This window comes from Klebsiella sp. GB_Kp056 (genome assembly GCF_040064755.1).
GTDB lineage: Bacteria > Pseudomonadota > Gammaproteobacteria > Enterobacterales > Enterobacteriaceae > Klebsiella > Klebsiella quasipneumoniae.
On the sequence record NZ_JBEAJA010000054.1, the window covers coordinates 81,624 to 94,291 of the forward strand.

The 12,668-nt window shown below is 59.0% G+C and carries 8 protein-coding genes and 1 pseudogene; 5 read left to right on the forward strand and 4 right to left on the reverse strand.

What is annotated here, in order from left to right; translation table 11 throughout:
• The first annotated feature begins 82 nt into the window (after positions 1–82).
• From parC to ABLV52_RS15760, 4 genes and pseudogenes are all read left to right on the forward strand, one after another.
• Positions 83–2,341: a DNA topoisomerase IV subunit A gene (gene parC, locus ABLV52_RS15745; protein ID WP_064157992.1), complete on the forward strand. Its 2,259-nt coding sequence runs from the start codon at positions 83–85 to the stop codon at positions 2,339–2,341.
• A 191-nt stretch (positions 2,342–2,532) separates the two neighbouring features.
• Positions 2,533–3,270, forward strand: a complete 738-nt coding sequence (gene plsC, locus ABLV52_RS15750) for a 1-acylglycerol-3-phosphate O-acyltransferase (protein WP_004205223.1) — start codon at positions 2,533–2,535, stop codon at positions 3,268–3,270.
• An 83-nt stretch (positions 3,271–3,353) separates the two neighbouring features.
• The gene (ftsP, locus tag ABLV52_RS15755) at positions 3,354–4,766 is read left to right on the forward strand and encodes a cell division protein FtsP (RefSeq protein WP_023291023.1); all 1,413 of its coding nucleotides are present in this window, start codon (positions 3,354–3,356) and stop codon (positions 4,764–4,766) included.
• A 33-nt stretch (positions 4,767–4,799) separates the two neighbouring features.
• Positions 4,800–7,012, forward strand: a pseudogene (locus tag ABLV52_RS15760) (YgiQ family radical SAM protein); the annotation flags it as partial.
• 146 nt (positions 7,013–7,158) lie between these two features.
• Here ABLV52_RS15760 and dkgA read toward each other — a convergent pair.
• Positions 7,159–7,986, reverse strand: coding sequence for a 2,5-didehydrogluconate reductase DkgA (gene dkgA / locus ABLV52_RS15765; protein ID WP_032454068.1), 828 nt, complete (start codon positions 7,984–7,986; stop codon positions 7,159–7,161).
• 144 nt (positions 7,987–8,130) lie between these two features.
• Positions 8,131–9,294 (reverse strand): alcohol dehydrogenase, encoded by a 1,164-nt coding sequence (gene yqhD, locus ABLV52_RS15770; RefSeq protein WP_023291020.1) that lies wholly within the window; start codon positions 9,292–9,294, stop codon positions 8,131–8,133.
• A gap of 196 nt (positions 9,295–9,490) precedes the next feature.
• Between yqhD and ABLV52_RS15775 the strand changes: the two genes are divergently transcribed.
• Complete coding sequence (locus tag ABLV52_RS15775; RefSeq protein ID WP_348890651.1) at positions 9,491–10,390, forward strand: AraC family transcriptional regulator; 900 nt, start codon at positions 9,491–9,493, stop codon at positions 10,388–10,390.
• A gap of 49 nt (positions 10,391–10,439) precedes the next feature.
• Here ABLV52_RS15775 and yghB read toward each other — a convergent pair whose 3' ends face one another.
• Together yghB and metC are read right to left on the reverse strand one after the other, a co-directional pair.
• Complete coding sequence (yghB, locus tag ABLV52_RS15780) at positions 10,440–11,099, reverse strand: DedA family general envelope maintenance protein YghB (protein WP_004205217.1); 660 nt, start codon at positions 11,097–11,099, stop codon at positions 10,440–10,442.
• A gap of 131 nt (positions 11,100–11,230) precedes the next feature.
• The gene (gene metC, locus ABLV52_RS15785; protein WP_032454065.1) at positions 11,231–12,418 is read right to left on the reverse strand and encodes a cystathionine beta-lyase; all 1,188 of its coding nucleotides are present in this window, start codon (positions 12,416–12,418) and stop codon (positions 11,231–11,233) included.
• Positions 12,419–12,668 lie beyond the last annotated feature (250 nt).

Below are 12,668 nucleotides of genomic sequence, written 5' to 3' on the forward strand. Positions count from 1 at the left end.
GACTCAGGGCGTGAGATCGGGTATTATCGCGGGTAGTTTTGCCGTCCGAACGGTCGGTACCCAGATTGAGGATCCACGATTAATGAGCGATATGGCAGAGCGCCTTGCGCTGCATGAATTTACGGAAAATGCTTACCTGAACTACTCCATGTACGTGATCATGGACAGGGCATTACCGTTTATTGGCGATGGCTTAAAACCGGTCCAGCGTCGCATCGTCTATGCGATGTCCGAACTGGGGTTGAACGCCAGCGCCAAATTCAAAAAGTCCGCCCGCACCGTCGGCGACGTGCTGGGTAAATATCACCCACACGGCGACAGCGCCTGCTATGAAGCGATGGTGTTGATGGCGCAACCCTTCTCCTATCGCTATCCGCTGGTGGATGGCCAGGGGAACTGGGGGGCGCCGGACGATCCGAAATCCTTCGCCGCCATGCGTTACACCGAATCCCGCCTGTCGAAGTATGCCGAGCTGCTGCTCAGCGAGCTGGGGCAGGGGACGGTCGACTGGGTGCCAAACTTTGACGGTACGCTGCAGGAGCCGAAAATGCTGCCGGCGCGCCTGCCAAACATCCTGCTCAACGGCACCACCGGCATCGCGGTGGGCATGGCGACCGATATTCCGCCTCACAACCTGCGTGAAGTGGCGAAAGCGGCGATTACGCTGATTGAGCAGCCGAAAACGACCCTCGACGAACTGCTGGATATCGTGCAGGGACCGGATTTCCCGACCGAGGCGGAAATCATCACTTCGCGGGCGGAAATTCGCAAAATCTACCAGAACGGACGCGGCTCGGTGCGCATGCGCGCGGTATGGAGCAAAGAGGACGGCGCGGTAGTGATCAGCGCGCTGCCGCACCAGGTCTCCGGCGCCAAAGTACTGGAGCAGATTGCCGCGCAGATGCGCAATAAAAAGCTGCCGATGGTGGACGACCTGCGCGACGAATCGGACCACGAAAATCCGACCCGCCTGGTGATCGTCCCGCGCTCCAACCGGGTGGATATGGAGCAGGTGATGAACCACCTGTTCGCCACCACCGATCTGGAGAAGAGCTACCGCATCAACCTCAATATGATCGGTCTCGACGGCCGCCCGGCGGTAAAAAACCTGCTGGAGATCCTCAGCGAATGGCTGGTGTTCCGTCGCGATACCGTACGTCGCCGTCTGAACCACCGGTTAGAGAAGGTCCTTAAGCGCCTGCACATCCTTGAAGGTTTGCTGGTGGCATTCCTCAATATTGATGAAGTCATCGAGATCATCCGCACGGAAGATGAGCCGAAGCCAGCCCTGATGTCGCGCTTTGCCATCAGCGAAACCCAGGCGGAAGCGATTCTGGAACTGAAACTGCGCCATCTCGCCAAACTGGAAGAGATGAAGATCCGCGGCGAGCAGAACGAGCTGGAAAAAGAGCGCGATCAGCTGCAGGCGATTCTGGCCTCTGAACGTAAGATGAACAACCTGCTGAAGAAAGAGCTGCAGGCCGATGCCGATGCTTTCGGCGACGATCGCCGCTCGCCGCTTCACGAGCGTGAAGAAGCGAAAGCGATGAGCGAGCATGATATGCTGCCGTCTGAGCCGGTCACCATCGTTCTGTCGCAGATGGGCTGGGTGCGCAGCGCCAAAGGGCACGACATCGACGCCCAGGGGCTGAGCTATAAAGCGGGCGACAGCTGGAAAGCTTCGGCGAAGGGCAAGAGCAACCAGCCGGTGGTGTTTATCGATACCACCGGGCGCAGCTATGCCATCGATCCGATTACCCTGCCCTCGGCGCGTGGCCAGGGTGAGCCGCTGACCGGCAAGCTGACGCTACCGCCGGGCGCGACCGTGGAACATATGCTGATGGAGGGCGACGATCAGAAACTGCTGATGGCCTCCGACGCCGGCTACGGTTTTGTCTGCACCTTCAACGATCTGGTGGCGCGCAACCGCGCCGGCAAAGCGTTGATCACCCTGCCTGACAACGCGCATGTGATGCCGCCGCTGGTCATTGAGGACGAGTCCGATATGCTGCTGGCCATCACCACCGCCGGGCGAATGCTGATGTTCCCGGTCAGCGATCTGCCGCAGCTGTCGAAAGGCAAGGGCAACAAAATCATCAACATTCCTGCGGCGGAAGCCGCCGCCGGCCAGGACGGTCTCGCACATCTGTTTGTCCTGCCGCCGCAGAGTACGCTGACCATTCATGTCGGCAAACGGAAGATCAAATTGCGTCCGGAAGAGCTGCAAAAAGTCACCGGCGAGCGCGGCCGCCGCGGTTCGCTGATGCGCGGTCTGCAGAAGATTGACCGTGTTGAAATTGACTCGCCGCGCCGCGCCGCGGCAGGCGATAGCGAAGAGTAAGCGCTTCTCCTCCCGTCTTTGACGGGAGGAGGCGAAAAAAAGCCGCAAAATCGTTGTTTATTCAGGCGTTGCGATTAACAATGTCCATCATCAGGGGCCCAGGAAGAACGGTCCCGGCCTGCGCAGAACTTGTGAGCCTGCCTTCTGCCAGCAGCGAATAATTCTAAGCGGTTTGGGTTTTAGAGGTAGCTATGCTATTCATTTTTCGAGTAATTTTTGTGGTCATTTATTGCATCGTAGTGTGCATACTTGGCTGTCTGTACTGCTTGTTCAGCCCGCGTAATCCAAAACACGTTGCCACTTTCGGCCATCTGTTTGGCCGCTTATCCCCGGTGTTTGGTCTGAAGGTGGAGCTGCGCAAACCTGCCGATGCGGAAAGCTATGGCAACGCGATCTACATCGCTAACCACCAGAACAACTATGATATGGTGACGGCATCTAACATCGTGCAGGCCCCGACGGTCACCGTGGGGAAAAAGAGCCTGTTGTGGATCCCGTTCTTTGGCCAGCTGTACTGGCTGACCGGTAATCTGCTGATTGACCGCAATAACCGAACCAAAGCGCACGGCACCATTGCCGAGGTCGTCAACGCCTTTAAAAAGCGTAAAATTTCGTTCTGGATGTTCCCGGAAGGGACCCGCAGCCGTGGTCGCGGTCTGCTGCCGTTTAAAACCGGCGCCTTCCACGCGGCAATTGCCGCCGGCGTGCCGATTATTCCGGTGTGTGTCTCGAATACATCGAATAAAATAAAACTCAATCGCTGGAACAACGGTCTGGTGATTGTGGAAATGCTGCCGCCGGTGGATACCAGCCAGTTCGGTAAAGACAACGTGCGCGCGCTGGCGACGCATTGCCGCGAGCTGATGGCCGCCAAAATCGCTGAGCTGGACAACGAAGTGGCCGAGCGCGAAGCGGCCGGTAAGCAATAAGACAGGAAACGCCGCCAACGCGCGCGTATTGCTGGCGGGAAACGAATTCCCTTTTTCATTTGTCAGTATGTCATGGAGTTAATATGTCACTCAGTCGGCGTCAGTTTATTAAGGCTTCCGGCGTAGCGCTGTGCGCTGGCGCCGCGCCGCTGAAGGCCCATGCCGCCGGCCAGCAGCCTGCGCTGCCGGTTCCGCCGCTGCTGGAGTCCCGTCGCGGTCAGCCGCTGTTTCTGACGCTGCAGCGTTCACACTGGTCGTTTACGCCAGGCACCCGCGCCCCCGTCTGGGGGATCAATGGCCGCTATATGGGGCCGACGATCCGCGTCTGGAGCGGGGACGACGTCAAGCTTATCTACAGCAACCGTCTGACGGAGAACGTCGCGATGACCATCCGCGGCCTGCAGGTGCCTGGCCCGCTGATCGGCGGCGCGGCGCGCATGATGTCGCCGAACGCCGACTGGGCGCCGGTGCTGCCGATCCGGCAGAGTGCGGCGACGCTGTGGTACCAGGCCAATACGCCGAACCGGATGGCGAAGCAGGTCTATAACGGTCTGGCCGGCATGTGGCTGGTGGAGGATGAGGTGAGCAAGAACCTGCCGATCCCTAACCACTATGGCGTCGATGACTTCCCGGTGATAATTCAGGACAAACGGCTGGATAACTTCGGCACGCCGGAATATAGCGAACCGGGCAGCGGCGGCTTCGTCGGCGATACGCTGCTGGTCAATGGCGTGCAGAGCCCCTATGTCGAAGTGTCCCGCGGCTGGGTGCGTCTGCGCCTGCTGAACGCTTCCAACTCCCGGCGCTATCAGCTACAGATGAGCGATGGCCGACTGCTGCATGTCATTTCCGGCGACCAGGGGTTCCTGCCGGCGCCGGTTTCGCTCAAGCAGCTGTCGCTGGCGCCGGGGGAACGGCGTGAAATTCTGGTCGATATGACCAACGGCGATGAAGTGTCCATTACCTGCGGCGAAGCGGCGAGCATCGTCGACCGTATCCGCGGCTTTTTTGAACCGTCCAGCATTCTGGTCTCCACGCTGGTGCTGACCCTGCGCCCGACCGGGCTGCTGCCGCTGGTCACCGACAGCCTGCCGGCGCGTCTGCTGCCGACGGAGCTGCTCTCCGGCACGCCGATCCGCAGCCGGGATATCACGCTCGGCGACGATCCGGGGATTAACGGCCAGCTGTGGGATCCGCAGCGTATCGATATCACGGCGCAGCAGGGGACTTGGGAGCGCTGGACGGTGCGCGCCGACCGCCCGCAGTCGTTCCATATTGAAGGGGTGATGTTCCAGATCCGTAACGTCAACGGCTCGACCCCTTTCCCGGAAGACCGCGGCTGGAAGGACACCGTGTGGGTCGACGGGCAGGTCGAACTGCTGGTCTACTACGCCCAGCCGTCGTGGCCGCACTTCCCGTTCCAGTATCTGAGCCAGACGCTGGAGCTGGCCGACCGCGGTTCGATTGGCCAGATGCTGGTGAATCCCGCACCGTAAACTCTTCGACCCTGGCCGGCATACGGTCAGGGTTTGAGAAAATCCTCCTTCATTTCCACTATCATTCCGGCTTATAATCCACGCCCTTTTGGTTATTTTTTTATCATTTCCCCGGAAGCAATATGAGCGCAATATCCCTGATCCAACCGGATCGTGACCTTTTTTCCTGGCCGCAATACTGGGCTGCCTGTTTTGGCCCTGCGCCATTTTTACCGATGTCGCGTGAAGAGATGGATCAACTTGGCTGGGATAGCTGCGACATTATTCTGGTCACCGGCGACGCCTACGTCGACCACCCGAGCTTCGGGATGGCTATCTGCGGCCGCATGCTGGAAGCGCAGGGGTTCCGCGTGGGGATCATCTCCCAACCGGACTGGAACACCAAAGACGACTTCATGCGTCTGGGCAAACCGAACCTGTTCTTCGGGGTGACCGCCGGCAACATGGACTCGATGATCAACCGCTACACCGCCGACCGTAAGCTGCGCCATGACGACGCTTACACCGCCGGCAACGTGGCGGGCAAGCGCCCGGACCGCGCCACCCTGGTGTATACCCAGCGCTGTAAAGAGGCGTGGAAAGATGTGCCCGTGATCCTCGGCGGCATCGAAGCCAGCCTGCGCCGTACCGCGCATTATGATTATTGGTCCGATACCGTGCGCCGCTCGGTGCTGGTGGACTCCAAGGCCGATATGCTGATGTTCGGCAACGGCGAGCGTCCGCTGGTGGAAGTGGCTCATCGCCTGGCGATGGGCGAAACCATCGACCAGATCCGCGATGTGCGTAATACCGCCATCATGGTGAAAGAGGCTCTCCCGGGCTGGAGCGGCGTAGACTCCACCCGTCTGGATACCCCGGGCAAAATCGACCCCATCCCGCACCCGTATGGTGAAGATCTGCCGTGCGCCGATAACAAACCGGTCGCGCCGAAGAAACAGGAAGCGAAAAGCATCACTGTGCAGCCGCCGCGGCCAAAACCGTGGGAAAAAACCTATGTGCTGCTGCCTTCTTTCGAGAAGGTGAAAGGCGATAAGGTCCTGTACGCTCACGCCTCGCGCATTCTGCACCATGAAACCAACCCCGGCTGCGCCCGGGCGCTGATGCAAAAGCACGGCGAGCGCTACATCTGGATCAACCCGCCGGCAATCCCGCTCTCCACTGAAGAAATGGACAGCGTCTTCGCCCTGCCTTACAAGCGCGTGCCGCATCCTTCCTATGGCGATGCGCGCATCCCGGCGTATGAGATGATCCGTTTCTCGATTAACATCATGCGCGGCTGCTTCGGCGGGTGTTCGTTCTGCTCGATCACCGAGCACGAAGGACGCATTATCCAGAGCCGTTCCGAGGATTCGATCATCAATGAGATCGAAGCCATTCGCGACACGGTACCGGGCTTTACCGGCGTGATCTCCGATCTCGGCGGACCCACCGCCAACATGTATATGCTGCGCTGCAAATCGCCACGCGCCGAGCAGACCTGCCGCCGACTCTCCTGCGTCTACCCGGATATCTGCCCGCACATGGATACCAACCATGAGCCGACGATCAATCTTTACCGTCGCGCCCGCGAGCTGAAGGGCATCAAGAAGATCCTTATCGCCTCCGGGGTACGCTATGACATCGCGGTCGAAGATCCGCGCTATATCAAAGAGTTGGCGACCCACCACGTCGGCGGCTATCTGAAGATCGCGCCGGAGCATACCGAAGAGGGCCCGCTGTCGAAGATGATGAAGCCGGGAATGGGCAGCTACGACCGCTTTAAAGAGCTGTTCGACACCTATTCGAAGCAGGCGGGTAAAGAGCAGTATCTGATCCCGTACTTTATCTCCGCCCACCCGGGGACCCGTGATGAAGACATGGTGAACCTGGCGCTGTGGCTGAAGAAGCACCGCTTCCGTCTCGACCAGGTGCAGAACTTCTATCCGTCGCCGCTGGCGAACTCGACCACCATGTATTACACCGGCAAAAACCCGCTGGGCAAGATCGGCTATAAGAGTGAAGAGGTGGTGGTGCCGAAGGGCGATAAACAGCGCCGTCTGCACAAAGCGCTGCTGCGCTATCACGATCCGGCCAACTGGCCGCTGATCCGTCAGGCGCTGGAGGCGATGGGCAAGAAACACCTGATTGGCTCACGTCGCGACTGCCTGGTGCCGGCGCCGACTCTCGATGAGATGCGCGAAGCGCGTCGCCAGAACCGTCATACCCGCCCGGCGCTGACCAAGCACACGCCGATTGTGCATCAGCGTTCTAACGGTGGCGCAACGGCGAAAAAGCCCGTTAAACGGGGTAAAGTCGCCGGGCGTTAAGCCTGACTTTGCGCCCGGCAGCGTTTCGCTGGCCGGGCGGTTTCTCAAGCCGGACACGCGTCAGCGCTGCCCGGCTTTTTTACCTGTTATCCGCCGAACTGATCCGGGTCGGGCCCCAGACGCTTGCCCTGATCCAGCCTGGCAATCTCCCCCAATTCTTCTTTATCCAGGCGGAAATCCCAGACGTTAAAGTTTTCGGCGATGCGCGACGGCGTGACGGATTTGGGGATTACCACCAGACCGCTGTCGAGATGCCAGCGGATGACAATCTGCGCCGGCGTTTTGCCATATTTATCAGCCAGCTGATGGATAACTTTCTGATCGAAGACGCCCTTACCGCCCTGGGCCAGCGGGCTCCAGGATTCGGTCTGGATCTTGTGGGTGGCGTTCCAGGCGTGCAGCTGCCGCTGCTGCAGCAGCGGATGCAGCTCTATCTGGTTGATCACCGGCGCGACGCCGGTTTCATCAATCAGCTTCTGCAGATGCGGCACCTGGAAATTACACACGCCGATGCTCTTCGCCAGCCCCTGCTGCTGCAGCTCAATCAGCGCCTGCCAGGCCTCGACGTAATGGCCGATAGCCGGCACCGGCCAGTGGATTAAATAGAGATCCACATAGTCCAGCTTCAGCTTGCTGAGACTCTCTTTCAGCGCCTCGTGCGGCCGTTTTTGATCGTCGTTCCACAGCTTGGTGGTGATGAATAGCTCATCGCGATTGACGCCAGCGCTTTGCAGGGCGTTGCCGACGCCAGCCTCATTTTGGTACGCGGCGGCGGTGTCAAAAGAGCGATAACCGACTTCCAGCGCCTTATGAATGGCGGAGACGACTTCCTCGTTGCCAGCTTTCCACACGCCGAGACCCAGCTGCGGCATCAGGTTGCCGTCGTGTAGTTTTATAACGGTTGGATGTGTCATGCCTTCCTCCTGTTAATGAACTCGGCGAAGCAGGATCCGCCGAGGGGTAGCATTAAGTCTGGACGAAATAGCTAAAAACGGTAGTAAAAACACCTCTCCCCGACGTTTGTTTAACGTAAGGGGAGGTGAATCAGGCGGGGTAACTTAGCGGGCAGCCTCGTAGATACGACGGCTGACGTCCAGGGTGATATCCTGGCGCTCGCCCAGCTTGGTCATGCCGTGCTCTTCCAGTTTCGCCAGCAGCGCCGGGATGGAGCTACCGTCGAGACCGTAATCGGAGAGGCGGGTCGGCACGCCCATCTGCTCGAAGAACTGGCGCGTCGCGGCGATGGCGGCATCGATGCGCTGGTCGTCTGAGCCCTCGGTGATATGCCACACGCGCTCCGCATATTGCAGCAGCTTCTCGCGCTTGGTATCGCGCTTCTCATTCCACAGCGCCGGCAGAACGATAGCCAGCGTCTGGGCGTGATCGAGACCATGCATCGCCGTCAGTTCGTGACCAAGCATATGCGTTGCCCAGTCCTGCGGCACGCCTGCGCCGATCAGGCCGTTCAGCGCCTGGGTCGCGGCCCACATAATGTTGGCGCGCACGTTATAGTTTTCCGGCTCCTGCAGCGCTTTCGGGCCATCCTCGATCAGGGTCAGGAGAATGCCTTCGGCGAAGCGGTCCTGAATTTTGCCGTCAACCGGGTAGGTGACGTACTGTTCGACGGTATGGACGAAGGCGTCAACCACGCCGTTGGCGACCTGGCGCGGCGGCAGGGTATAGGTGTAGACCGGATCGAGGATCGCGAACTGCGGCTGAACATGGGAAGACATAAACGCGCGTTTGTCGCCGGTAGTTTTCCGCGAAATCACCGCCCCTTTGTTTGATTCAGAACCGGTCGCCGGCAGAGTGAGAACCGAGCCCATTGGAATGGCGCTGGCGATCTTACTGCCATAGGTTTCCAGAATTTCCCACGGATCGATGTTGGCGTCATAGTGGGCTGCTGCCGCGATAAACTTGGTGCCATCCAGCACCGAACCGCCGCCGACCGCCAGCAGGAAGGTGACCTTCTCTTCGCGGGCGAGCTTCACCGCATTCATCAGGGTTTCGTAAGACGGGTTCGGCTCGATGCCGCCAAATTCAAGGACGTCCAGGCCATTCAGGGCGGTCAGTACCTGATCCAGGACGCCCGTTTTTTTCACGCTGCCGCCGCCGTAGGTGATCAGTACGCGAGCTTCCGCCGGGATCTGTTCACGCAGTTTTTCAATCGCGCCTTTGCCAAACAGAATGCGGGTTGGGGTATGCAGGTCAAAATTATTCATTGCTTGAATCCTCAAAAGAGTAAAACCGCCGACAGGGACGATACCGCTGCCCGATGACGGTTATTGTGGTCCTGGCGCCGTTGCCCCTCAATGCACATTTCTGCCTATGTCTTGCCTATTTCTCCATATGGCTGGAGAATTCGCGGCGGCCTGCGCACAATGTACGGGTGAAGAAACATCGGGAGAGACGGTGGCAATGCAACACGCAGAGATATGTCAGACTCTGACAGAAAAGGTTAACCAGCTGAAAGATAAGCACGAAATGTTAAGTTCGCTACTACCCGACGTCCGCCTGCTGTACGGGACGCAGCCGGGACCGCGGATGCCGGTGATGTACCAGCCGGGGATCGTTTTTCTCTTTTCTGGCCATAAAATTGGTTATATCAATGAGCGGACGTTTCGCTACGATACAAACGAATATCTGCTGCTGACCGTACCGCTGCCTTTCGAATGCGAAACCTTTGCCACCCCGGAGTTGCCCCTGGCCGGCATGCGCCTGAACGTCGATATCCTGCAGCTGCAGGAGCTGCTGATGGATATTGGCGAGGATCCGCTGTTTCAGCCCGCCGTCGCCTCCAGCGGGATAAACTCCGCAGTGCTCTCGGAGGATATCTTGTGCGCTGCTGAACGGCTGCTCGACGTGATGGAGCGGCCGCTGGACGCGCGGATCCTTGGCAAGCAGATCGTCCGCGAAATCCTCTACTATGTGCTGACGGGACCCTGCGGCGGCGCGCTGCTGGCGCTGGTCAGCCGGCAGACCCACTTCAGCCTGATTAGCCGCGTACTCAAGCATATCGAGAGTCAATACACCGAAAACCTCAGCGTCGATCGGCTGGCGGCGGAAGCGAATATGAGCGTGTCGGCGTTTCACCATAATTTTAAATCGGTGACCAGTACTTCGCCGCTGCAGTATCTGAAAACCTACCGTCTGCACAAGGCGCGCATGCTGATGATCCATGACGGGATGAAGGCCAGCGCGGCGGCGATACAGGTGGGCTATGAAAGCCCTTCCCAGTTCAGTCGCGAGTTTAAGCGCTACTTCGGGATGACGCCCGGGGAAGACGCCGCGCGTATTCGTACGATGCAGGGAATGTAATACCGGGGAGGGAGCAGGCCGGGCGGGCGCAGCCCCCCGGCAGTCGACGTCAGGCGCTGCAGTATTTCTTTTTGATCACCACGAACAGCGTGCCGAGCAGGCCAGCCAGCAGCAGGGCAATCGGCAGGATCATCAGGCAGGTCATCACCTGATCTTCATGACGCTTCACGAATGGGATCATGCTCAGCGCATAGCCGAGGCCCGTGACCACGCCGACCCACAGCAGGGCGCTCAGCCAGTTGAAGAACTGGAAGCGGCGGTTCGGCAGACCGGAAATCCCCGCCATGGTTGGCAGCAGGGTACGGACAAATGCCAGAAAGCGGCCCGCGAGCAGCGCCAGCAGACCGTGGCGGTCAAACATGCAGGTGGCGCGCTGATGGTACTTATGCGGCAGGTGCGCCAGCCAGCCTTTCACCGTTTGCGTATTGCCCAGCCAGCGCCCCTGTACATAGCTCAACCAGCAGCCGAGGCTGGCGGCGGCGGTCAGAATGGCGATAGTGGGCACAAAGTCCATGACGCCTTTAGCAATCAGCGCGCCGGCGAGCAGCAGCAGGCTGTCTCCAGGTAAAAAGGAGGCAGGCAGCAGCCCGTTTTCCAGAAACAGGGTCGCGAACATAACCAGATATACAACGCCCACAACATGAGGGTTCGCCAGTGCGGCAAAATCATGTTGCCACAGCGCGGCGACAATCTCTTGAATGACAACCATGGACTTTCCTAAGTGGTACCGTATTGTTGACTAGTGTACTCCTGAAGAGACCCGAGCACCTTGATCCCGGGCGCAACAAAAGCGGCCGCTCCGATAAAAAGCGTCCGCTATTGTTGCCACTGACTGTCACTTTACACGATACGCGCGAAGCCCGCTGCTAAATCCGCCTGCAGATCGTCAACATTTTCGAGTCCAATGTGCAAACGGATCAGCGTACCGCTGAAGTCGACTTCCGCATCCGGTCGGATGTGAGCGATTTGCTCCGGCTGATTGGCCAGAATCAGCGATTCAAAGCCGCCCCACGAGTAGGCCATGCTGAACAGGCTGAAGTTGTCGAGATACGCTGCCAGCTCAGCGTCGTTGAGACGCTTGTTGAGCACAAAAGAGAACAGCCCGCTGCTGCCGGTAAAATCGCGCTTCCAGAACTCATGGCCTTTACTGCCGGGCAGAGCGGGGTGGTTGACCCGCGCCACCTGCGGATGCTGCGCCAGCCACTCGGCGATGCGCAGGCTGCTTTCATGATGCTGACGCAGGCGGACGCCCAGCGTGCGCAGGCCGCGGCTGGTCATATAGGCGGTATCGGCGTCCAGCATTTGCCCCATCAGATAGGCATTCTCACGCAGCTGCGGCCAGCAGCGCGCGTTCGCCACCGCGGTGCCGACCATGGCGTCGGAGTGGCCGATCAGGTATTTGGTGCCTGCCTGAATAGAAATATCAATGCCAAAATCCAGCGCTTTGAACAGGATCCCCGCCGCCCAGGTGTTATCGATCATGATAATCGCTTCCGGGGCGACCTGACGCACGGCGGCGACAATCGCCGGCACATCGTGCACTTCCATGGTGATGGAGCCGGGCGATTCCAGGAACACCACGCGGGTCTCAGGGCGAACCAGACGGGCAATATCGGCGCCGATTAAGGGATCGAACCAGCTGGTGGTCACGCCGAGTTTGGCGAGAATTTTGGTACAAAAATCCTGGCTTGGCTCATAGGCGGTATTGGTCATCAGCACATGGTCGCCCTGCTCGACAAACGCCAGGATAGTGTTGGCCACCGCGGCCGCGCCGCAGGGGAAGAGGGCGCAGCCGGCGCCGCCCTCCAGCTCGCACATCGCTTCCTGCAGCGAGAAGTGGGTCAGGGTGCCGCGACGCCCATAGAACAGCTCGCCGTTGGCCCGATTGCGGGTGGCGTGCTTTTTGGCCTCTACGGTGTCGAACACCAGCGATGACGCGCGCTGGATCACGCTGTTCACTGAGCCCTGGGTATATTTTTTGCTCCGCCCGGCGTTGACCAGCGCGGTATCAAGATGTTTATCAGCCATGTTGATGAACCTGTTTTTATACGTCTGGACGTCTAAACTAGCATGAATCTTCTTTTCTGTACCAGCGCGCTGCCGATACAGGCGAAAATTTTACCAGGCCCGCGGTTAGCCACTTTTTTACTGCGTAAGCGCAAGGAAAATAAACGTGATTTGCTGCACAGTGTAAATACTAATGAGAACCACTATCAATTCGATGTCGTTTTGATATTATTGTGGGCAGATTTTGTGATTATCGTCGTGGAGATAGAGC